Origin of the sequence: Leisingera sp. ANG59, assembly GCF_013317235.1 — a bacterium.
Taxonomy (GTDB): domain Bacteria; phylum Pseudomonadota; class Alphaproteobacteria; order Rhodobacterales; family Rhodobacteraceae; genus Leisingera.
On sequence record NZ_WLCM01000053.1, the window covers coordinates 1 to 22,285 of the forward strand.

Annotated in this window: 21 protein-coding genes and 4 pseudogenes; 8 read left to right on the forward strand and 17 right to left on the reverse strand. The window is 60.4% G+C overall.

Annotation, left to right across the window (positions count from 1 at the left end):
- Positions 1-221: 221 nt before the first annotated feature.
- A complete protein-coding gene (locus tag GKC28_RS23465) occupies positions 222-1,181 on the reverse strand; it encodes an IS110 family transposase (RefSeq protein ID WP_254604377.1) in 960 nt (319 codons plus the stop codon).
- A 247-nt stretch (positions 1,182-1,428) separates the two neighbouring features.
- On the opposite strand from GKC28_RS23465, the pseudogene GKC28_RS23470 reads away from it, so the two are divergent.
- Positions 1,429-1,626: pseudogene (locus GKC28_RS23470) on the forward strand (transposase); the annotation flags it as partial.
- A gap of 315 nt (positions 1,627-1,941) precedes the next feature.
- On the opposite strand, the gene GKC28_RS23475 reads toward GKC28_RS23470, so the two are convergent.
- From GKC28_RS23475 to GKC28_RS23535, 13 genes are all read right to left on the reverse strand, one after another.
- Complete coding sequence (locus GKC28_RS23475) at positions 1,942-2,700, reverse strand: SDR family NAD(P)-dependent oxidoreductase (RefSeq protein ID WP_174149387.1); 759 nt, start codon at positions 2,698-2,700, stop codon at positions 1,942-1,944.
- 2 nt (positions 2,701-2,702) lie between these two features.
- Positions 2,703-3,458, reverse strand: a complete 756-nt coding sequence (locus GKC28_RS23480; RefSeq protein ID WP_217434198.1) for an SDR family NAD(P)-dependent oxidoreductase — start codon at positions 3,456-3,458, stop codon at positions 2,703-2,705.
- Position 3,459: 1 nt separating this feature from the next.
- Complete coding sequence (locus GKC28_RS23485) at positions 3,460-4,260, reverse strand: pyrroline-5-carboxylate reductase (RefSeq protein ID WP_174149389.1); 801 nt, start codon at positions 4,258-4,260, stop codon at positions 3,460-3,462.
- Between the two features lie 55 nt (positions 4,261-4,315).
- Complete coding sequence (locus tag GKC28_RS23490; RefSeq protein ID WP_174149390.1) at positions 4,316-5,332, reverse strand: proline racemase family protein; 1,017 nt, start codon at positions 5,330-5,332, stop codon at positions 4,316-4,318.
- 4 nt (positions 5,333-5,336) lie between these two features.
- Positions 5,337-6,815: an aldehyde dehydrogenase family protein gene (locus tag GKC28_RS23495; RefSeq protein ID WP_174149391.1), complete on the reverse strand. Its 1,479-nt coding sequence runs from the start codon at positions 6,813-6,815 to the stop codon at positions 5,337-5,339.
- A gap of 10 nt (positions 6,816-6,825) precedes the next feature.
- Entirely contained in the window at positions 6,826-7,527 is a 702-nt protein-coding gene (locus GKC28_RS23500) for an SDR family oxidoreductase (RefSeq protein ID WP_174149392.1), read from the reverse strand.
- Between the two features lie 12 nt (positions 7,528-7,539).
- Positions 7,540-8,775: an FAD-binding oxidoreductase gene (locus GKC28_RS23505; RefSeq protein WP_174149393.1), complete on the reverse strand. Its 1,236-nt coding sequence runs from the start codon at positions 8,773-8,775 to the stop codon at positions 7,540-7,542.
- A gap of 59 nt (positions 8,776-8,834) precedes the next feature.
- A complete protein-coding gene (gene dapA / locus GKC28_RS23510; RefSeq protein ID WP_174149394.1) occupies positions 8,835-9,725 on the reverse strand; it encodes a 4-hydroxy-tetrahydrodipicolinate synthase in 891 nt (296 codons plus the stop codon).
- Positions 9,722-11,266, reverse strand: a complete 1,545-nt coding sequence (gene betC / locus GKC28_RS23515) for a choline-sulfatase (protein ID WP_174149395.1) — start codon at positions 11,264-11,266, stop codon at positions 9,722-9,724. Before betC ends, dapA begins: the two co-directional genes overlap by 4 nt.
- 4 nt (positions 11,267-11,270) lie before the next feature.
- Positions 11,271-12,011: an amino acid ABC transporter ATP-binding protein gene (locus tag GKC28_RS23520; RefSeq protein ID WP_174149396.1), complete on the reverse strand. Its 741-nt coding sequence runs from the start codon at positions 12,009-12,011 to the stop codon at positions 11,271-11,273.
- Between the two features lie 12 nt (positions 12,012-12,023).
- Positions 12,024-13,118: an amino acid ABC transporter permease gene (locus GKC28_RS23525; protein ID WP_065268308.1), complete on the reverse strand. Its 1,095-nt coding sequence runs from the start codon at positions 13,116-13,118 to the stop codon at positions 12,024-12,026.
- A 4-nt stretch (positions 13,119-13,122) separates the two neighbouring features.
- Entirely contained in the window at positions 13,123-14,289 is a 1,167-nt protein-coding gene (locus GKC28_RS23530) for an amino acid ABC transporter permease (protein WP_083194215.1), read from the reverse strand.
- A gap of 66 nt (positions 14,290-14,355) precedes the next feature.
- Positions 14,356-15,393 (reverse strand): transporter substrate-binding domain-containing protein, encoded by a 1,038-nt coding sequence (locus GKC28_RS23535; protein ID WP_217434199.1) that lies wholly within the window; start codon positions 15,391-15,393, stop codon positions 14,356-14,358.
- Positions 15,394-15,464: 71 nt separating this feature from the next.
- Between GKC28_RS23535 and GKC28_RS23540 the strand changes: the two genes are divergently transcribed.
- Positions 15,465-16,262, forward strand: coding sequence for a GntR family transcriptional regulator (locus GKC28_RS23540; RefSeq protein WP_217434200.1), 798 nt, complete (start codon positions 15,465-15,467; stop codon positions 16,260-16,262).
- 192 nt (positions 16,263-16,454) lie between these two features.
- On the opposite strand, the pseudogene GKC28_RS23545 reads toward GKC28_RS23540, so the two are convergent.
- Positions 16,455-18,011 (reverse strand): annotated as a pseudogene (locus tag GKC28_RS23545) (ISL3 family transposase).
- Between the two features lie 166 nt (positions 18,012-18,177).
- Between GKC28_RS23545 and GKC28_RS23550 the strand changes: the two are divergent.
- The 3 genes and pseudogenes from GKC28_RS23550 to GKC28_RS26590 form a co-directional block, all read left to right on the forward strand.
- Positions 18,178-18,645 carry a hypothetical protein gene (locus tag GKC28_RS23550; protein WP_174149397.1) on the forward strand — a complete coding sequence of 156 codons (468 nt, stop codon included), beginning with the start codon at positions 18,178-18,180 and terminating at the stop codon, positions 18,643-18,645.
- Positions 18,646-18,826: 181 nt separating this feature from the next.
- Entirely contained in the window at positions 18,827-19,126 is a 300-nt protein-coding gene (locus tag GKC28_RS23555; protein WP_174149398.1) for a hypothetical protein, read from the forward strand.
- A gap of 169 nt (positions 19,127-19,295) precedes the next feature.
- A pseudogene (locus GKC28_RS26590) lies at positions 19,296-19,397 on the forward strand (IS6 family transposase); the annotation flags it as partial.
- A gap of 51 nt (positions 19,398-19,448) precedes the next feature.
- On the opposite strand, the gene hfq reads toward GKC28_RS26590, so the two are convergent.
- On the reverse strand, positions 19,449-19,667 hold the full coding sequence (gene hfq, locus GKC28_RS23560; RefSeq protein ID WP_174149399.1) for an RNA chaperone Hfq: 219 nt from the start codon (positions 19,665-19,667) through the stop codon (positions 19,449-19,451).
- 140 nt (positions 19,668-19,807) lie between these two features.
- A pseudogene (locus GKC28_RS23565) lies at positions 19,808-19,993 on the reverse strand (IS6 family transposase); the annotation flags it as partial.
- A 268-nt stretch (positions 19,994-20,261) separates the two neighbouring features.
- Between GKC28_RS23565 and GKC28_RS23570 the strand changes: the two are divergent.
- From GKC28_RS23570 to GKC28_RS26950, 3 genes are all read left to right on the forward strand, one after another.
- The gene (locus tag GKC28_RS23570; RefSeq protein WP_027233664.1) at positions 20,262-20,507 is read left to right on the forward strand and encodes a RodZ family helix-turn-helix domain-containing protein; all 246 of its coding nucleotides are present in this window, start codon (positions 20,262-20,264) and stop codon (positions 20,505-20,507) included.
- Entirely contained in the window at positions 20,507-21,790 is a 1,284-nt protein-coding gene (locus tag GKC28_RS23575) for a type II toxin-antitoxin system HipA family toxin (RefSeq protein WP_174149400.1), read from the forward strand. Before GKC28_RS23570 ends, GKC28_RS23575 begins: the two co-directional genes overlap by 1 nt.
- A gap of 375 nt (positions 21,791-22,165) precedes the next feature.
- The coding region (locus GKC28_RS26950) for a helix-turn-helix domain-containing protein (protein ID WP_368041165.1) at positions 22,166-22,285 on the forward strand (120 nt) is incomplete at its 3' end.

The window sequence follows — 22,285 nt, forward strand, 5'->3', positions numbered from 1 at the left end:
CACCACGCTGTGGTCATACCACCACGCTGTGGTCATACAGATCGAAGGTGCCAGCTACCGCCTGCGCAGCCATGCCGACCTCATACCCGAGCATGTCCGCGCCAACGCCCCGATCGCTCCCCCGCCTCCGCCGAAGCGCCGCGGGCGACCGCCAAAGACAAGGAATGGAGCCGCTGATCACTAACGCCGGCTGATCACCGGGACCGAGCAAGTGGGGAATTTTACTTCGGCACTTTTGGGGAAAATTGAAACGGCGTTGACAGATGTCCGCGCCGCGCCCTGATACGAATGAAGAATGCCCGCAGCGGACCCGGTGCTTTCGCCGCGGCCCAGGCCGCCTCGACCAGCATGGCGCGGGCATGGCTGCGGCCGACCTTGCTGATCCGGCCATGGTGGGCAGGCCCCAGACCGGACTGGCGCACACGCGGGTTCAACCCGAAATCGCTCACCAGTTTCTGCAGCGATTTGAACCGCTCGATGCTGCAGATCGCCGCCATCAGCCCCGCGGCGACCGCCAGATTGACCCCGGTGATTGTCAGGAGGCGCTGGATCTCTTCGTCCTCCAAGGCGTCCTGGGCGATGCCGCGGTCGAGTTGGGCAAGGTCTTCTCCGAGCCGGTCAAGCTCGCGGACATAACGCGCAATCGCGGCCCGTTCATCCTCCGGCATCGGTTGACGCGCCAACCAGTCGCGGCCGCGCTTATTGAAGAGATCGGCATGCGGGCATTTCGGGATCAGATGCGCATGCAGGATGGCATGCACCTCGTTCTTGATCCGGGTCCGGTGCCGGACAACCTGATAGCGGCGCTCCACCAGTCTGCGCATCCGTTCCGTCGCCGCATCCGGGGTCCAGATTTCCGGCAGGTAGCCGGCCGCATGCAGGCTGGCCAGCGTCCCGGCGTCGACCTTGTCGGTCTTCACATGGGCATGGGCGATCGCCTTGACTTGAAGCGGGTTGGCAATCACCACCCGCTTCACATAAGGCGACAGGATCCGGGACACCGCCATGCAGTTGCTGGTCGCCTCGATCACCACCTCGTCCGTCTTCTTGAGTTGCCTGCCGAACCCCTCCAGGGCCGTGCGGGTCATCTCGACCCGGCCTTCGTGCCGGGTCAGGCCATTCTCCCAGATCACCACCTCCCCAAAGGTGCGGTGGATATCGATGCCAATCACGCGTCGCATGCGCGCTTCCCTTGCCAGTGACAAAAAGCGGGAGCGGCGGGCGACACGACAACTACGGTTTCGCGCTCTCGGCGCAACCGGGCGAGTCGCAGAGGCGGCCAGCTACTAACTCGAGCTCGCAGCTCATCGAATGCATCGGCCTGCCCGCACCTTCGTGCTCCCGGTGCCTCTGTCCCGGATGCTCGCAGTATACACTCTGATCCAAGGATCGGGGCCGAACATCGGCACCGGGATCTTCAAACCGGTTACAAATGCCATCGAAAGCCTGAACCGCGTGATCCGGAAATCAATCAAGACGCGTGGCTCCTTCCCGACCGATGAAGCCGCGACCAAGCTGATCTATCTCGCCATACGAAAATTTGAGAAGGATGGCCGGAACGTCCGGGAATGGTTTGCGGCCCGCAATCAGTTCGCCATTATGTTCGGCGAGCGCTTCGACGCTTGAGTATTTGAAACCGCATGGGCCGGGCCAGATACACAGACTTCAGGACACTCCCTCATGCTGGTATTCGCGGGACTTGCAACGTTTCGCAAACGCCATCCTTTGTTAAGAGCAGTTTCACCCCTCAAATCACCGCGCCACCGGCATGAGATAGTTTCTGTACGAGGCCGCACACACGTTCGCCGCGCAGCCACCAATGCCCGTAGGCATTTTATTGAGACCGCGACTCCACTTGTTATCCGGCTGATTCCGGTGTTTCTCAGCCTGATCCGGATAAAAAATCTGCCCGTAACCAGTATCAGATGAATGCTGTTTTCGTCAGGCTACCGCTTGCGAACCGGTGATTTCTATCAGCGAACCGCAAAGATAGGGGGCTTCGTCTGATGCCAGGAAGGCGACAAGAGCGGCAACTTCTTCCGGCTCGCCGATACGCCCGTAGGGCACCAGTGCATTGAGCTCCTCCAGAGACCGGCCAGTGCGCGCCAAGTTGCTTTCAAGCATTGGCGTGCGGACTTCCCCGGGGCAGACTGCATTCACCCGGATCTTGTCCTTGGCATAGTCGCGAGCAAGGTTCTGGGTGAAGGCGGCCACAGCAGCCTTGGTGGTGTTATAGGCGATATGCCCGGGTGCGGGATGCAGTCCCCATTGCGAGGCGGTGTTGACGATGGCGCCGCCGCCCTGCCGCTGCATATGGGGCACCACAGCTTGGCACATATGGAAAATGGCGTCGACATTGACCTTGAACGAGAGGGACCAGTCCTGTGGTGTCAGCTCCATCAGGGCGCCGCGCCGGTTGATCCCCGCGTTATTGCACAGCACGTCGATGGTCTGACCTGCATTGGTGATTTCGGCCACGAAATCGTGGATGGCGTTCGCATCGCACAGATCCAATGCTCCAATATCAGCCTGCCCACCGGCGTCCCGGATCGACGCAGCCAATGCCTCAGCAGCAGCGGCGTTACTGTCGGCAACCCATACGAAGGCACCTTCGGAGGCAAAACGGCGGCAGATTGCGTCGCCGATCCCGCCAGCGCCGCCGGTCACAATGACAGTTTTGTTTTCGAAGCGGTTTGCCATGATCACCTCATCTGGCTTGCGCCGTTCACGTCGAGGACGGCGCCGGTTAGGGAGTGCTGGGAGCCGCGCAGCACAAAGGAAACGAGTTCGCCGATTTCCGCAGATTCTGCCATTTTGCGGATAGGGATGCCCCCCAAGGCGGCCTCAGCGCCATGTTTGGCCATATAGGCCTCGGCCATGCTGGTACGGACCCAGCCCGGCGCGATGGCAACGGCGCTGATCCCCTCGCTGCCAAAGCTGCCAGCGATGGACTGCGTCAGATTGATGAGCGCAGCCTTGGAGACGCCATAGGGCATCGCATCCCCCCGGTATCCGCCCTGCCCGGCGCGGGAGGCGATATTGACGATCCTGCCGCCTCCAATGGTGCGGAAGTGGAGAATGGCAGCCCGGCAGAGATCCGCAGCGGCATGAAAATTCACCTGCATCTCCCGCGCCCAGACCGTGTGCCAGTCTTCCAGCGGGTCGGCGATTTTTATGTGGGAAAGGATGCCTGCATTGTTGACCAGAGCGTTGATTTCACCGGCCTTGGCGAGGGCTTCTTGCCACATCAAATCAGGCCCTTCTTTGGTGGAGAGATCGCCCTCGGCACAGAATGCGCCGTTGCCCAGCTCTTGCGCCAAAGTTTCCGCTGCGGCGCGGTTGCGGCCGAAATGCAGGATCAGCCGGGCTCCTTCCGCAGCCAGTTCTCTCGCGATTGCCGCACCGATTGTGCCGGTGGCGCCAGTGACGAGGACAGTCTTTCCAGAAAGCGTTTGCATTTCAGAGTTCTTCATCACGGCGAGACAGAGGTTTTGCCGCCAGCAGCCGCGCGGCGACGCTGTCGAGCGCGGCTGTCAGCGCGCTGTTGCCGCCTGCACCGGCAAATTCGTCGTACATCTGCTCGTTAAGCCCTCCGGGAGTGGAGTGTGCTACGCGCAACTCACTGAAGCTGCTGCTTGTGTCCTGTTCCGCACGCCGGGCAAGGCCCAGGAAGACGCCGGTGAGATAAGCCTGCGCATCCTGTTCGGCGCAGCCCTGCGCGCAGAGCCAGCCTGTTGCTGTTTCAAGCACCCCGAAATAGGTGCCCATCAGGGCGCTTGCGGCGGCGTAGGCATCAAACTCGGCGATGCTGTCAGCCGTGATGGCGGTTCCCAGGCAGGAAAACAGACCGGAGAGCTGTCCGGATGCCGGGTAGAGCACTGTTACACCGCGCCGCTCTGCAACCGCCGGCAGTGGGATGGCACGGGTGATCTCCACCCCGTCACCGATCCAGCTGTAAAGGCGGTCATGAGTCAAGGTTGCAATCAGGCTGACCACCTTCTGCCCGTTGCGGAACCGTATCGGACGCAGGACCTGTTCCGCCACCTGGGGCAGCACCGCGAGAAACACCGCATCGGCTTGGTCCGCAATCTCCTGATTGTCCGAGGTAACGCGCACCCGGCCCGATGCCGCAGCCAAGCGGGTGGAAACCTCGCGGCTGCGTTCCGAGACAATGATCCCGGCAGCCGGGTACTCAGCCGCTATAAGGCCGGTTACAATGGCTTCGGTTATGACACCGGTTCCTATGAAGCCGAGTTTCATGGTGTTTGGCCTCCTTTCTGCTTATGCCCTGCCCGCTGTTGTCCGAACTGGCAGCTCAACCGCCCCAGGTATCGGACAGAGTAAAGCCTTGAGGGAAAGGGTCAGTCGGATCCAGGCCGATTTGGCTGATGGCATAAATCCAGCACTGTCCGGACACGCGGTTTTGTGTAGCTGCGTAGGGCCCAACCTCGGTTTCGCCGAGAAATTCGGTGATAAACTCCCCCCCGATGATCGAGCGGGAGGTCAGCACGTCGCCAGGTTTCACGCGGCCCTCCGCATATTGCACAGCCATGTTGGCGTTCGAACCAGTCCCGCAGGGCGAGCGGTCCGCACGCCCGGGCCGGAGCGTGGTGCAAGTGCGGATCACCCCGTCGGGATCAATGGAGCGGAACATGACATAGGCCAGGCCGTTGAGCGCAGGGATAGTTGGATGCGCCGGGTCTTCCACCTCTGCAATCCGATTGCGCAGAGCGACTCCCTTCACGGCCAGGTCACGGGCGTTTTCCGGTGTGATCGTGAGACCAGTTTGTTCCACATCCACCAGCGCGTAAAAGACGCCGCCAAAACAGAGGTCATAAGTAACCGCCCCCCATTCCGGGGTCTCGATCACCCCGCTCTTCTTGGCGACGAAGGAGGGCGGCATATCGAGCGCCACTCTGGTGACCTTGCCGCCATCGCAAGCGGCCACAGCACGCACCAGCCCCGCTGCGGTATCGAGCACCACCACAGTTTCCGGCTCCGCCATCTCTTTCATGCCGGTTTCCAGGATGGCCGTCACCGCACACATAGCGTTGGAGCCAGACATTGCATGCGCCTGATCCGGCTGCAGCACGATGAACCCCGCATCCGCCTCGGGCGTGGTGGCGGGCAGCAGCAGGCAGAAAGAGCCCGCCGGGTTTCCGCGCGGCTCGGAACAAAGGAACCGGCGCAGGCTGTCGTCCGTCTTGTTCAGATAGTCGAGCTTGTCCGCCATGGTGGCCCCGGGGATATTCAGGACGCCTCCGGTCACCACGCGGCCGATCTCACCCGCACAATGAACGTCAACGGTTTGCAGGGTGCGTGTCCAGCGCATGGCGTCAGTCCTTTATGTACCAGCCCCAAGGCTTTGAGCGGTCGTAGGTGGTGATCTGCTTGGTTTCGAGATAGTTGTTCAGCCCCCATTCGCCCAGCTCACGGCCAATGCCAGACTGTTTGTAGCCGCCCCAGGGCGCCTGAGTGAATGTCGGCTGCGAGCAGTTTACCCAGACGATCCCCGCGCGAAAGGCGCGGGCCACGCGGTTGGCGCGCTCCAGATCATTGGACATGACGGCTGCGCCCAGCCCGAAGCGGGAGTCATTTGCCAAAGCGACTGCTTCCTCCTCGGTCGTGAAGGGGCGGATGCAAACGACTGGACCGAAGATCTCTTCGTTCCAGATCCAGCTCTCCGTTGGCACATCGGCAAAGACGGTGGGTTCCACATAGCAGCCGTGCTCCAGCCCCGCTGGCACGCCGCCGCCGCAAACCAGCTTGGCGCCCTCAGCCTTGCCGCGTTCGATGGCGGCGAGCACCTTCTCGTGCTGGCCCTGGCTGACAAGCGGCCCCAGCAGTACACCGTCCTCCAGCCCGTGGCCGATCTTGATCTTCTGCGCCTCCTCCTTGAGCCGGGCCATCAGCGGTTCATAGATGGTCTCCTCGATCAAAACGCGGGAAGTGGCAGAGCACACCTCGCCCTGGTTCCAGAAGATACCAAACATGATCCATTCCACGGCTTCGTCGATATCCGCATCACCGAAGACCACCATCGGAGACTTGCCTCCCAGCTCCAGGCTGACGGTTTTGATCTCTTGGGCGGCCGTGGCCATGATGCGGGCACCCGTGGGCACAGATCCGGTAAACGCCAGCTTGTCCACACCGGGGTGTTCGGTCAGCGGCTGGCCGGCCTCAGGGCCAAAGCCGGTAACGATATTCAGAACCCCTGCGGGCAAACCTGCTGCAGTGGCGATTTCGCCCAGTTCCAGCGCCGTAAGCGGGGTCAATTCGGAGGGCTTCAGCACCATGGTACAGCCTGCAGCCAGCGCCGGGGCTACCTTCCACGAAGCCATGAGCATCGGGAAATTCCAGGGAATAATGGCGCCTGCAACGCCTACCGGCTCCTTGACTGCCTTGGCAGTGAATTCGACCATCGGCAGTTCGATGTCCTGTTCGGCGCTGTTGTCCAGCCGCTCGGCCAGGTCCGCGTAGAAGTGGAAGCAGCCGGCGGTGTCTTCGATATCCCAGACCGCCTCCGGCAGGGGCTTGCCGTTGTCACGGACTTCCAGACGAGCGAGTTCATCGGTGCGGCGGGTGATTTCATCGCCCGTCTTGCGCAGGATCGCAGCACGCTCAGCGCCGCTCATCCGCGGCCAGGGGCCGGTGTCGAAGGCCGCACGGGCCGCTTTGACGGCTGCATCAATGTCTGCTGCAGCCCCCCGCGCAACCTGGTGAAATGCCTCGCGGTTCGAGGGATCCACCACATCGAACATTTCGCCCGAGGCGGCAGCGGTCCATTTACCATTGATGAAAAGCTGGTTCTTCATTGATCTGTCCTTACATGCTGCGCGTTACACCGCCGTCCACCCGCAGGCTTTGGCCAGTGATATAGCTGCTGTCGTCAGACAGCAGGAACGCTGCTGCCTTTCCCTGTTCTTCGGCCCGGCCCAGCCGTTTCAAAGAGGACAGCCCGGCGAACTTCTCCGGAAGGTCGAGGCTGTCGGTAAAGCCGGGCAGCAGGCAGTTCATGCGGATGTTCGAGACGCCGTAACGGTCTGAATAAAGCTTGGCGAAAGACGAAACACCCACGCGGTAAACGCTGGATGTCGGGAACATCAGACTGGGCTCGAAAGCTGAATAGGTGGTGATGCAGACGATCGAACCGCCACCCTGCCGTTCCATGACCGGAGTGACCAGCTTGGCCATGCGGATGACAGGCTTCAGCACCATGTCATTAGCCTTGTCCCAATCCTCTTCGGTAATTTCCAGCAGATCGCCCTTAGGCGGCCCCCCGACATGGATCAGCACCGCATCAATGCGGCCATAGGCGGACATCGTCATATCGAACAATGCCTGGGTGTCCGAGGCATTCTCGGCGACACCCCGGCACGCGACACCATCCAGTTCTGCTGCCAGTTTCTCACAGCTGTCTGACGGTGACATCAGAGCCAGCTGGTAGCCACGTCCGTGCATTTCGCGGGCAGCCGCCGCTCCCATTCCGCGGCCGCCCCCTACGATCATGCAAACTCTATCGCTCATTCCGGTATCTCCTCAAAAGCGGGTGATGCTGTAGGGGGACATGTCGAGCGCAGGCGCCGCCCCCGTGATCAGATCCGTCATCAGCCGCGCGCTGGTGGCGGCATAGGTCAAGCCAAGATGGCCGTGGCCAGTGGAATAGAACACTCCGGGCGTTTTGGCCGAGGCCGACATCAGGGGCACGGTGTCGGGAAACGCCGGCCGGTGCCCCATCCATTCACTGGTGGTTTTCAGCTGCAATCCAGGCAAGGCTTCCCTGGCGCGCTTCACCGTGATTTTTGCGCGCCTGTAGTCGGGCGGCGCATCCAGCCCGGCCATTTCGACGGTTCCGCCGACGCGGATGCCGCCTGCGGTTGGGCTCACCATAAATGCTTTGGCAGGCCAGATAACCGAGTGCCGGAGCGTCAGGCCCGGCTCCATGATTTGGGTATGGTAGCCCCGTTCGGTCTCCAGCGGCATCGGCTCATCCAGAAGTTTCGAAAGCCGCGCCGTGAAAGCGCCTGCGCAAAGCACCACCTCATCCGCCGCAACAGATGTGCCGTCATCGAGCTGCACGGAATTGATCCGGCTGGATCGCCCGAAGCCGGTTACAGCGGCGCGCAGAACCTCCCCGCCTGCCGCTGTGAACCGCTCAATCAACCGCATGACGATGGCGAAGGGATCGCGCACCGTGCGGTTGTCGGGTAAAAGGATGGCTTTACTGATCTTCGCATCAATCGCAGGCTCAAGCGCCTCAAGTGCTTTTCTGTCCAGAACTTCGTAACCGAACCCGTGGCGGTCGAGCATGGCGATCCGCTCGGCATCTGCCCGGAATTCTGCCTCATCGGCATAAAGTGTCAGGCAGCCCGTTTCTGATATGTGACCCGCCAGCCCGATTTCGGACAAGAGTGCCTCCGTGTCGGACAAGGACTGGTGGCACAATGCCGCCCCGGCTTGTTCCAAAGCGCGCACGCGGGAAGGAAGACTGGCTGTCATAAATCTGGCAAACCAGGGGATCAGATGCGGCATGTAACCAGGACGTACTCTGATCGGACCTTCGGGATCCATCAGCCAGCCCGGCATCTGCCGCCACACCGCCGGGCGGGCCACCGGCATAAACTCACTCACCGCGATCGAGGCCATATTGCCAAACGATGCCCCCGACCCGGGTTCTTCCGGGTCGATGAGTGTGACACGGCGTCCGCGTTTCTGCAGCTCATATGCCAGCGCGGACCCGATAATCCCCGCGCCTATGATCACAGTCTTGTTCATGTGTGTCGCATCCGAAAGAGGCGGGGGCAGCCTCAGGGCCGCCCCCAGTCGGGGAGAGATTACAGATTCAGTACCGGCTCCAGCGCCTCTTTCAACGCAGCCTTTTCCTCATCCGTGAGCGGGCCAAGCGGCGCACGGCATTCGCCCACAGGCAGACCCTGAAGCTCGCAGCCGTATTTGATCTTTTGCACGAACTTGCCGGATTCCAGGATATTCATGACACGATACAGCTTGGCCATAATTTCCTTGGCGCGGTCCAGTTCACCGGCCTTGTAAGCACGATCCAGATCGCAGCACGCTTTGGCAAGGAAATTGGACGGACCGCAGATCCAGCTGTCAGCGCCCCAGAGCATGAAGTCGAGCGCGATGTCGTCGGAGCCGGACACAAGCTGGATCTTGTCTTCATACCGCGTTGCGATATCGATGGCGCGCTGCAGCACACCGGAGCTTTCCTTGATACCGATAACCCGCGGATTGTCGGCAAAATGATCCATCAGCTCAAAGCTGATGTCGGCACCGTCCTTGGCCGGGTAGGAGTACAGCACCAGATTCACGTCGACCTCTGCCAGAACTGTCTCGTAGTGCCTGATCAGTTCTTCCTGGGTCGGGCGGGTGTAGAAAGGTGGTGCCAGCAGCACATTGTCATAGCCAATTTCCTTGGCCATGGCGGTTTGTTCGATCACTTCGCGGGTGGCCGGGGCGTTGGTGCCTGCAATCAGGATCTCGTCGTCATTCGAAAAATCCTTGACGAATTGCAGCACCTGGCGGCGCTCGTTATTGGACTGGCTGAAGTATTCTCCGGTCGATCCGTTCGGCACCAATCCGGTCACTCCTGCTTCGCGAAAATGGGTCAGCAGTTTTTCGAACGCGGTAAAATCGATTTTGCCATCCGCGCCAAAGGGCGTAACGAGGGCCGGCATGACACCCGAAAGTTTGACGTTGTAGCTCATGAGAAGGTCCTTCCATTCTTGTAGGGGAGATAGCCGCGTTGCTCCACTTCCGGGAACGCATCGCCGCGGCGCACATAGTTGGTGTTCTGGGTGAGAGGCCGGGGTGTGAAGTCCCAGATTTCTTCGCGGCCGGTGGAAAGGGCGCTGTCGATCAGTTTGCGCTTCACCTGGCTGGCAATCACGTCTTCCAGCATGGTATCGAGCGGCCAGGTCTGTTCGGCGAGCTCTGTCAGGCGGGCCTCATCCTGGCTGCCTTGACCTGCCAGGTTGACCATCTCCAGGGGATCGGCCGCGAGGTCATAAAACTGCGGCGGGTAAGCGCGGGAGAGCACCAGTTTTTTCTCGCCGTCACGTACACAGACGCGGGGCGCGGAGGTGCCGCCGTCGATGTGTTCGGCGAAGACCGGGCCGCTTAGGGCTTCTCCGCGCAGGGCGGGCACCAGGCTGCGGCCGTCCAGAGGTGTCTTGATGGCGCTGCCGGTAATGCCACCGATGTCCAGGAGGGTCGGGAAGATATCCAGCAGCGAGACAGGTGCGCCCACCCGCCCCGGGGCGTGTTCAGGGTGAGCGATGATCAGCGGGACCTGAATAGCAGGGTTGAACAGGGTCTTCTTGAACCACATACCGCGCTCGCCGATCATGTCGCCGTGGTCGGAGGCAAACAGCACCACAGTGTTATCCGCGTAACCGCTATCCTTCAGTGCCTGCATCAGGCGGCCGAACAGGTCATCGACATAAGCAATCATCCCGTAGTAGCCGCGCCGCGCGTTGCTGTAGTCCTGGTCATCCAGAGCGCATCTATCCTGGCCGTAGTGGTAGAATAGCGACTGGCTGTGGGGGTCGCGCTCCTCTACCGGGATGTACGGCACCTTCGGGGCGTCAATGGCTTCCTCAGGGTGGCGGTCCCAGTATTCCTGTGTGGTGACATAGGGATCATGCGGATGGGTCAGTGAGACCGTCATCATGAAGGAGCGGGTGTCGTCGCTGCGCGCGCGGGTATAGAGCTCGCGCACGGCATGATGGATGACGTCCTCGTCATAGTCGATTTGCATCGACCGGGCGACGGGTCCGGCATCACGCACGGTGTCGATGGTGGAAACGCCAAAGGTATAGGTACGCTCCTCGTCCTTATTGTAGTCGCGGAAATCGGCGTCCGGCGTCCAGGACATATCGGCCGGGTAGATTTCGGTTGTCAGGCGCTCTTCGAACCCGTGGTACTGGTCGGGGCCGACAAAATGCATCTTGCCGGAGATACAGGTGTAATAGCCGTTTGCCCGCAGGTAATGGGCGAAGGTTGGGGTGGAGGCGGTGAATTCGGCCCCGTTGTCATAGGCCCCGATGCGCGAAGGCAGACGCCCTGCCATCATTCCGAACCGCGACGGAGCACACAGCGGATAGGGACAATAGGCGTGCTCGAACACTGTGCCGCGGGCGGCCAGCGCGTCGATGTTGGGCGTCTTGCAAACGCTGCCGCCATAGGCGTTCAGCACAAAAGACGTGAGCTGATCGACCATGAAGAGGATGATATTCGGCTTGTCCACGGCTTCAGTGCCCCACGATCTGGCTGAGAAAAGTGCGGGTCCGCTCGTTCTGCGGATTGTCGAAAAACTGATCAGGCGGCGCCTGCTCAATGATTCGCCCCTCGGCCATGAAGATCACCCGGTCAGCAACTTGGCGGGCAAAGCCCATCTCGTGGGTGACGCAGACCATGGTCATGCCTTCCTCTGCCAGCCCGACCATCACATCGAGCACTTCGGAAATCATCTCCGGGTCCAATGCCGAGGTCGGCTCGTCAAAGAGCATGATTTCCGGCGCCATGCACAGCGCCCGGGCGATCGCCACCCGCTGCTGCTGACCGCCGGACAATTCGCCGGGATATTTGTGCGCCTGCTCCGGGATCTTGACCCGCGCGAGATAGCGCATCGCGGTTTCCTCGGCCGCGCCGCGATCGATCTTGCGGGCCAGCACGGGGGCAAGCGTGCAGTTTTCCAGAACGGTCATGTGCGGGAACAAGTTGAAGTTCTGGAACACCATGCCGGCCTCGCGGCGGATTTCGTCGATATTATCGACATTGTCATCCAGCGGTGTCCCGTTCACCTCGATGACGCCGGAGTGGTGTTCTTCCAGCCGGTTGATACAGCGGATCAAGGTGGATTTGCCGGAGCCTGACGGTCCGCAGATCACTACTTTTTCGCCTTTGGCGATCTCCAGGTTGATATCCTTGAGGGCGTGAAAGCTGCCGTAGTATTTATGCATGCTGGCGATGCGGATGGCGGGTTCGGTCATGGGATGCCTCCTTTACCGGCGGCCGACGCCAAGGCGGCGTTCGAGATAGGCGCCGTAGCGCGACAGGGAAAAGACGAAGACGAAGAAGATCAGGCCGACGAAGACGTACATCTCGACCACGGCGAAGTTCCAATCGGCGGTGCCGGACGCGGCGCGGCCGGAGGCCATCACGTCAAAGAAACCGATGATGGTGACCAACGAGGTTTCCTTGAAGGTTATGACGAACTGGTTGATCGTCGGCGGCAAGGCGTTGCGGAAGGCCTGCGGCAGTATGATATAGCCAATCCGGTGCCAGTAACCGAGCCCCAGCGCCTTTGCGGCCTCCTCCTGACCGGCGGGCAGCGCCTGCATACCTCCGCGGATGATTTCAGCCTGGTAGCAGGCAAAGAAAAGCGCATAGCCGACGATAACACGGTAAAGCTTGTCGCCCGTCAGCCCCTCCGGCAGCACAAAGGGCAGCACGATGGCGAAGGTAAACATGATCGACAAAAGCGGCAGCGAGCGGATCACGTCGATCACAAGCGCCATGGTCCGTGCGATCCAGGGCAGGCTGGAACGGCGCAGGAGTGCGAAAACGATGGCCAGCGGCATGCCCAGCAGACTGACGGCGGCAAAGATGAAGATTGTCAGCGACAGTCCGCCCCAGTTCTGCTCGGTCACCTCGGCCAAGCCGAAGAAGCCGCCGCGCATCAGCACATAGAAAATGGCGAAGCCGGCAGTCCAAAGCAGAGGCAGGCGCTTGGCCGACCAGAACCACGGCAGGCAGGACAGGACAGCAACGATAACCATGACGATACAGGCGATGGCCGAACGCCATTGTTCTTCGAACGGGTACAGCCCGAACAGGACGATGCGCCAGCGCGTGGAAACGACCGACCAGCAGGCACCTCCATGCAGGTCTTCACGGCAGACTTCGCCCGCATTCGGAGCAAATGTTGCATCAAGCAGTGCCCATCCGATCAGCGACCAAAGGATCCAAGCCACAAAGGCTGCGAAAACGATTGTAACAGCGGCGTCGCGGCGGGTTGCGAAGTAGCGGCTGCGAAGCCAGGTCAGCACATTCTGGCGCGGCAGTTCGGCGGGTATGACAGGATGATGTGCCGGCATGGCCTCAGATCCTCAGCTGGGTGCCGCGGAGCTTGATCGCTGCGTTGACGCGATTCAGCACCCAGGCAATGGAGTAGTTGATGATCAGGAAGCCGCTCATCAGGATGGCGATCAGTTCGAGCGTCTGGCCCGACTGGTTGATTGCGGTCGAAATCACCATGAAGAAGTCAGTGAAGCTGATGGCAATGCCAATCGTGGTGGCCTTGAACAGCCATACATACTGGTTGATCAGCGTCGGCATGACGATACGGATCGCCAGCGGCAGACGGATGCGGCTGAAGATCTGCCAGTTCGTCAGGCCTAAGGCGTGCCCGGCTTCGCCTTGCCCCTTAGGGACGGCATTGAACCCGGCGCGCACAATCTCGGCTATATAGGCAGCCCCATAGATCGAAATGGCAATGACACAGGCCATGAGCTCCGGAGAGATGCGGATGCCGCCGCGATAGTTGAGACCCTTTGGTTCTGGAACGCTGAGGAAAGGGGTTTCAGGAAGGCGGCCCAGCCAAAAGGCTGCAACCACGGCCAGCAGTGCCAGCACCCACAGGCCACCGCGTTCGCGCCCAGCGTCTTTAAGGTGAAGATTGGGCCAGCGCTTCGCTTTGAGCCAAAGCGAAAGACCGAACGCCAGGAGCAGAATAAGTGCTGCGGCAAAGACTGCCCCCCCTGCGACGTTGAGGCCCGGAACATAAATACCCCGCCCGGTCAGGGCGATACTTCCCAGCACCGGCTCGGCGTCGCGTGGCGAGGGCAGCGCCAGAAGAAGCGCATACCAGAAAAGCAATTGCAGGATCAGCGGCACATTTCGGAACAGCTCAACAAAAGTAGCACCGACCAGTTCTGCCATTCCATTGCCGGAAGTGCGCATCACACCGACGGTAACACCAAGGATCGTAGCCAGGGGCAGAGCGATGGCACCTAGGAACAAGGAATTCAGTATGCCAACCAGAATTGCTTTCCAGTAAGGCGAGGAGGTTGAGTATTCGATCAACGAGAAGCTGATCCGCCAGCCGGTCGAGCGCTCGAGAAACCCGAAGCCCGAAGTAAGCCCTTGCGCCTCGAGATTGGCTCGAGCGGTCACGGCGAAAACAACTACAACCAGGATGATGGATCCGACAAAGGCGCCTTGCAGCACGGTTTCCCGTACGCGCCTGTCCTTGAGGATGGCAGCCATAGCCTGCTCCTTCCACACGGCGGATTAAAGGGAGGGGGCCCGGCCGTGAGCCGGGCCAGGGGATCATCAGTCGATGATGAACGGATAAAAGACACCGCCCGCATTGTAGAGTGAGTTCACGCCGCGCGGCAGTCCGTAGGGGGAGCCCTCGCCGATGTTGCGGTCATAAATCTCGGCGAAGTTGCCGACTTCCTTGATCATGTTGTAGGCCCAGTCGTTGGACAGCCCCAGGCGGTCACCATAGCCAGGCGTATTGCCAAGGAACTTGGCCACTGTTTCCGACGGCGGGTTGGCCTTGAACTCGTCCACATTTTCGGAAGTGATGCCCTCCACCTCAGCGAACCACAGAGAGGACAGCATCCAGTTCTGCACATCCAGCCAGTCCGGGTCGCCTTCGGGCACGATTATGCCCTCAGCTTCCAGCGCGATGACATCAGGCAGGATGACGTGGTTGTCGGCACCGTCCGGTGCGTCGACCCGGCCTGCGGCAAGCGAGGGCGCCCACTCCACCATCGCATCGCAACGGCCTTCGTAGTAGGAATTCCGGAGTTCGTCGCCATTTTCGAAGGTCAGCAGTTCGGCCTCGATATTGTTGGTCTCAAGGAAGGTCGCCAGCGCGCGCTCGGTAGAAGTGCCGGCGGCCACGCAAAGCGAACCGCCGTCGAGGTCGGCAATCCGTTCCGCCCCCAAGTCAGCTTTCGCCATCGCTTGAAACGCGCCGATGAAGTAGGGGGTGGAATAAGAAAGGTTCAGCTCGGTATCCCGGCTTTGGGTCCAGCCGGAAACCTTGATCACCACATCGATGTCGCCTGACTGAAGCGCAGGCCAGCGCTGCGCCCAGCTGATTGGCACAATCTCCAAATGGCCTTCGGACTTGCCAAAGAGTCCGGCTGCCAGAGCTTTGCAAAGGTCGATATCGACCCCCTTCCACTGGCCTTGGTCATCCACTTCCGCAAAGCCAAGGAACGACCCGTTGTGACCTGAACACAAGAGCGATCCCCTCTCCAGGACTGTGCCAAGGCGGCCTTCCGCGGCCGCACCGGTTGCCGCCAGCGTCAACACACCGCCAGCCGCTGCTCCAAGCCATTTCATGTTCGTCGCCATACTATCCTCCACCGTTGTCGACATTTTGTTGACATGATTGTTGTCGACACTGTGGCGACAAGTCAATAGATTTGTTTCAGGCACTATTTCCGCTATCTGCTGGACCACGGAACCTGTTGAAGAAAGGCCGATTCATGAGCGCAAAAACCGCCGCAGAGGCCAAGCAGCCCGCCAAGCCAGCAAAGGGAGGCGGCGGAAAGCATGTCTATGATGTGCTCAAGACGGAGATTCTCTCGCTGGACCTGAAACCGGGTGTGCCCCTGGATGAAACCTCTCTGGCGCAGCGGTTTACGATGTCACGCGCACCGATCCGCGAGGCTCTGATACGTCTGTCGGCAGACGGGCTGGTGGAGATGCTGTCGAACAGGTCAACGTTGGTGGCACCGGTGAACCTCGCGGATTTTCCCCGCTACGTTGAGGCCCTGGATCTTAATCAGCGCATCACCATGCGGTTGGCCGCCCAGCACCGCCAGGCCGCAGACATTGAACGGATGCGGAAAAAGGCGGCAGCTTTTGACGTTGCCTGCAAGAACGGCGGCCATCTGAAAATGTCAGCCACTAATAAGGATTTCCACATGGCCGTCGCCGAAGCCGGCCGCAACCCGTATTTCACCCGGTCCTACGGGATGCTCTTGGATGAAGGGCGGCGCATTCTCCACATGCTTTTCGACTACATTCAGGAGTCCACTGAAGACGAGCTTCTCGGTTCTGAGCATCATGAGATGATTGACGCAATAGAAGCACGCGACGTGGAGCGCGCGGACGCGCTGGCACATGCGCACACCCGGGGGTTTCATGACCGCTTCAGGCGCTTTATGGGCGCCAATTACATCACCGACATTGAGCTGCAGGTCGATTATTCCGAGTAGATCCCGTGCCGCACTGCTAATCGTGGAGATTGAAAGGTAGAGAGACATCCCGCCTGGGAAACGCAACTGGTTTCACTCTCTCTGGTAGACTTCCCGTGGCATCCCGCTGCGCCCCAGCAGTTGATCAAATTGTCAATCGGCATGGAACTTTGGCTCTGACTCAGTTTTGGTGCAACTTCGGCCTCCCTCAGATCAGAGCGCTTGAACGAGCCGCGCTTTGAGCAGGTCGATGTTCGCCCTTCCATACATCTGGCGTTTGAGCGTCTTGAGGCGGTTAATCTGCCCTTCAGTCTGCCCGTTCGACCATGGTTCCCGAAGCGCCGCGGCGACGGCTGCCTGATCGCGCCGCAGCCCGCGGGCAAAGGCACCGAGCAGCCCGTCTTCCGCTTCATTCAGCCATCCTTCCAGCTCGTCTTCGCGAGCATTGCGTATCATGTCCGTAAACCGGTCGGTCAGCCTTCGGGCTGTGGCGAGAGCAGGCAAAGAAGCTTCGATCCTTGCGACCTGGATGGCATCCGCCTTGCACAGATGATCCCGGCCCAAGGTCAGGAGGCGGGCAATCTTGCGCGCGGGCGGCGATTTTTCTGTGCCCGGTGGCGCGGCCCGCTCGGCACGGCGCTGGCGCGTGGCTCATTCCCCTACGACACGGAGGCTGCCCTGGAAACCATCGGCCCGCAGCCGGCGCCAGAGTTCGGCGCCGTTCCGGCAGCCGCCCGCCCATTCCTGCTCCAGTCGCGGCAGCCAAGGGGTCAGACTGCTCTCACGGATGCGGAAAACATCCTCGCGTTCCCCACGCAAAATCTGCCGGACGAGCTGGCGGCTGAGCTCTGTCTGGCGAACGATCCGCCGGATCGGCACGCCATCATCAGCCATTTGGCGAACCATCCGGTTGGTTTGCTGGCGGCGCAGATAGCCTTCGTATTGCAGCTTTTCAGCGGCCGTCAGCAGCTTTGGATCCAGTGTCTTTGCTCCGATCGCTTTGCGGATGGCAGGCATGTTACGTTGTACGGCGGCCAGGAAAGCCGCGCTCGCGTTTTCTAACAGGTGCCAGCGGTCGGCAACCTGAACCGCTTTTGGCAAGGCCCGTGAGACGGCACCGCCATAGCCTCCGTTGCGGTCGCGGGCGACGACCTCAATCCCCGGACGGGCCTGCAGCCAGGCCTCGACCGTGGCCGGTTCCCGGTCTGGCAGGAGGTCAATAACCCGGCGCCGCTCCAGATCGCAGATCAAAGTGCCGTATCGCTGCCCCTTCCGCCAAGCCCAATCGTCAATGCCTATAACGCGGAGATCACTGCTTGAGGCCTCAGCCGTGTCCCGGATGCTGCGGAGGAAAGTATCCTTGCTGACTGGCAGCAGGAGCCGTGCGGCGAGCGCCTGTGCCGGACGCCCGCCGAGTGCCAGGCCGAGGTGCCGGACCAGTCCTTGCAGACGGGAGGTACGCCGCGCATGCGGCCGGGTCACGTCCGGTGGAAATCGCTCCGCAAATATCTTGGCTGGGCAACGCGGAGCACGGCAGCGAAAGCGGCGAACCAGCAGGACCAGTTTCACCTTCCGGCCATGCGCAGGAAGATCGGCAGGCCGCCGGCGGTACCTGCTGTGAACATGGCGTGAAGCCGTGCCGCAGCGCGGGCACGCCGCCGTGGCTTTGGCGGAACGCGAGTGGATCCGGACCGTGTTTCCAACAAGCTCAACCTGGTTGGCCTTGAGACCTGCTGGCAGGAAATCCCGCCGTGAAAACTGTGACGCCATCGGCAACCTCCTGCAAAACCTACCGATATATAGCGCTTAGCTGGTTGGGCTGCACCAAATCTGCTTCAGATCCAAAATTGCATGCTTGTTCACATCAACGACCACCCGGGGCTTTCTCACATCCTTGAATTGAGAATGCGGGCTTTGTTGCCTTGGGAGAAGCATTGTGACCATTGCCAAGATAACCCATCTGCCTGCGGGCAGTGACTTCCGATCGCTATTCGAGCGCTCCGCTGTGGAGACCGGCTTCTTTCTTACTGTCGAAGACCGGTTCGGCATTGAGCGCCTGCTTCACCGTCGCGGAACCAAGAATGCGCCCAATCCCCCGCTTCTGAATGGGCTCCTGCGCCACAAGCTGCGGATCTCTCGCGGCGCTCCGTGGCCGGCCCCGCCGGAGCTCGTCGTGGCCGGATGCCATGTCACCTACATGATCAGCGGCGAGGGCACGCGCTCAGGTGTGCTGTCCATGGGCCCGGCGCCTGCCCCGGGACGGATTCTCATTGCATCTCTGCTCGGTGCCACCCTAGTCGGCATGCGAATGCTGCAGAAGGTACCACTCCTGCGGGACGGCGGTCAGATCGAGACTATCGTAGTTGTGGATGCAAGCCCGGCACCGGACCACGACGCGGCCTGATGTCCGAACCCGCCCCTAGCGTGGCGGAAATGGAGGCGGCCGGGGTCGAACGGACCTGAAACACCGATGAGCAGCATGCTGCCCAGCACTCCTGAAGCGGGCGTTGACCGGATCCGGCCAGGTTGGCTACGCTTCAGGAGCGAGTCCGTCTTTCGGCTCTCTCTGACTGCAGGAGGCAAACATGCACCCCGACCTTCAGTTGCGACGTTCCGTTCTTGTGAGAGCGAGCCTGCGTTTCGAGAAAGCCGAGGCCGACTGGCGCGCCGCAGTTATTAAGGCATCCGAACTCGTTCCGCAGGCTCATCGGCACAGCTATTGGAGCATCGGACACCCTGGCTCCCGCATCCGCGAACTGTACAATCGTCGCGACAAGGCTCTGAACCTGCTTACTGTAGCCTTGCTGAAGTTTGAAAGCGCTCGTCACCGGGTGCGTGAACGGCAGGCAGGCCGAGGGCCTCGCGCAGTTCTGTTATTGGCCTGAAAAGCCAATAGCTTCTGACCGGTAACTCGGACATTCAGACCGTTATTGCAACGGACCCCTTTCGGGGCATCTGCTTGGGCCGCTGCGCCAGAAGACTGCAGGCGGGCGGCCCCGCCCGTACGCCGTCGGGCTGACGGTCCGGGCACGAAAATCCGATGATGGGCGCGGCTTTCGTCCTCGCAGCTATCAACTGTCCGCCATTTTGTACCACCACGCCAAGGCCGATGCTTTCGGTCTCTGGAACGGCTATGCTGCCGAAACGAGCGCATGACAGGCCGAGGTCTCGACCTTCTCAATCACGCCCAAACAGCTCGGCGCCCCCTCAGAGAGTTAATTCGTCGTTCGGCATGATCGTGGAAATCGAAGATTTGAGAACAATTTGGGTCTGTTCCGCCCGCTGCAGGGCGAGAGAATAGCGATCGTGGCGCACCACATGGCCCTGCAGTCTGACACCATTGACCAAGAAAACCGTCGCCGGCACCTTCTGTAACTCAAGCGCAGTCAGGAAGCCGTCCTGCAGCGCATTTGTCTTCTCTGCCATCGCTGGCTCCCCGATCACTTCGTGTACCGAACATGCCTACATCGCAAGCGGAAGGCAAATGGGTGATGTCACGTTAAAGAGGTGTTGCTGAGAAATGGCCCCTGGGGTTGCGGATTTCAGGCTATGCTCGCAGCGGCGCTTCAGGTGTCGATAGCGTCGAGGCGATGATATCGAATGGCAAGGGCGTTGCGGCGGCTGGCAGGAACGGAGAAATAGTTTCGGATGGCGGAGTGAACGGTAATGAAGCGCTGCAGGCTGCCGGGAGATCGGAAGCCTTGCATGTGCATGGTTTTCTCCCGCTTTCGAAACGGCAGATGGCTGTTTTCAGGGCTCTGTCGCAAACGTTTTGGCGGTCTTTCGTGTCGGAGCCCGCTTCGAGTCAATGCAACGTTCGGCCTTGTGAAACCCGCTACAGCAGGATCGCCTCACAGCAATCAGTGCGGACAGATCCTTGAAACCCTCAAAGGAAACACCGCCGAGCTCCGCAAATTACAGATCCTGCGTCTAGGGAATTACGCTGTAGCGTAATTTTCATATTTTTACGTTGTAGCGTAATTTTGTTTGATTTACGCTACAGCGTAAAAGGGCCGCGTCATGGATCTCACAGCACGAACAGCCTCACAAATTGGCGAGGCACTCCGCAGGTCGCGCAAGGCGCGCGGCTGGACACAGAGCGATATCAGCGCACGCACCAATTTGCGTGTCGCGACTATTTCATCGCTCGAGAATGGCGATTCAGGAACCAAACTGGCCACAGTGCTGACCGTTATGGCTGCCCTCGGGCTTGAGTTCCAGTTAGTTGAACGTGGCGGCTCGGTTGAAATTGAGGATATCTTCTGATGGCGAAACGCGGGCGCGGCGGCGTGATGCAGGTGCTTCTGAACGGGCGGAAGGTTGGTGCCCTGCGTCTCGCGGGTTCTGGCGCGATCAGTTTTGCCTATGATCCGGAATGGCTGGCCTGGGAACATGCCATGCCAATCTCGCTTTCCCTGCCTTTGCGCGAGGAGGCGCACCAAGGCGGGCCCGTCATCGCGTATCTGGAAAATCTGCTTCCGGACAATCAGGCAATCCGGGAGCGCGTCGCCGTGCGGGTTCGCGCGGGCGGCACTGACGCGTGGCACATGCTGGAGAAGATCGGGCGCGACTGCGTAGGGGCGCTGCAGTTCGCCGCGGGCGAGGTCTCCGGGACGGGTGCACTTGAAGGCGAGCCCGTCACGGAAGCGCAAATTGCCGGCATGCTGCGCAACCTGGCGAGCGCTCCTCTGGGGCTTGAGGAAGAGGATGACTTTCGTATTTCCATAGCCGGTGCGCAGGAGAAAACCGCGCTGCTCCACCATGAGGGCGATTGGATCCGGCCCTCGGGCATGACCCCCACGACCCATATCCTAAAGACTCAGCTCGGTGTGCTCCCAGCAGGCATTGATCTCTCCGACAGCGTCGAGAACGAATTCTTCTGCATGAGCTTTTGCCACGCCATGGGCATGGATGTGGCTGAGGTCGAAATCATGGACTTCGAGGATGTTCGAAGCCTTGTGGTGACGCGCTTTGACAGGCGCTGGACCAGGGGCGGCCGGTTGATCCGCCTCCCGCAGGAAGACTTCTGCCAGGCGCTCTCCGTGCCGCCCAGCCAGAAATATCAAATGGATGGCGGGCCGGGAATCGCGGAGGGGATTGGGCTGCTGACCGGAAGCGACGATCCGGAGGCTGATCAGCGCGCATTTTTCCGCGCACAGGTCCTGTTTTGGCTCTTAGGGGCGACGGACGGGCATGCCAAGAATTTCAGCATCGCGCTGCGCCCTGGCGGTTTCCGCATGACGCCGCTCTATGATGTATTGAGTGCGCAGAAGGCCGTTGAAGATGGACAGATCCGCCAGAATCGGATGCGCCTCGCCATGGCCGTGGACGGGCACTACCGGATCAATGAGGTTGTGCCGCGGCACTTCCTGCAGGCTGCCAAGGCGGCGGGGTATGGGCTTGCGCTAGCTGAAGAAGTTCTGTCTGAAATCGTTCTGCAGCTTGAGCCGGCCTTGCAAAATACCGTGGACAACCTGCCAGCTGGGTTTCCTCAACTTTTGTCGGAATCGATTGCCAATGGCATCCGAAGACGGGCGAGCGCGCTTTAGGTGATTGGGGCAAGCCTTAAAGTGACAGTAAGGCATGGCCAAATTGATCCTCCTTACAATCTCGGGCAGCGCTCTGGCGTGATTATTCCGACCTCAATGCTGCGCCTGAAAGGTATAGGTGTAGTGAATTGCATTTATCCGGCGCTCGGATTGCAAACATCCCGGATTCTCGCGCGAATTATTTGACGCTATCCAGGGTGCCAAACTCACATTATCTGCGAATGAGATCAGATTATGTGCGACGGGATTGCAATCATCCGCCCCGGATTGTGAATCGGCGTGCAAAATTGACCCACTTTGGTGGGTTATGAGCGAGTAAAATTGACCCACCTGTTTTCGTTAACATCCGCACTAAAAGTGCGGAGGAAAGAGCAGGTGTTACTGATGGAAAGCGTGTCGAAGATCCGACGATGGGTATTGGTTGAGGGACGCAGCATCCGGTCTGTTGCGCGGGCGACGGGATTATCGCGGAACACGATCAAGAAGTATCTGAAG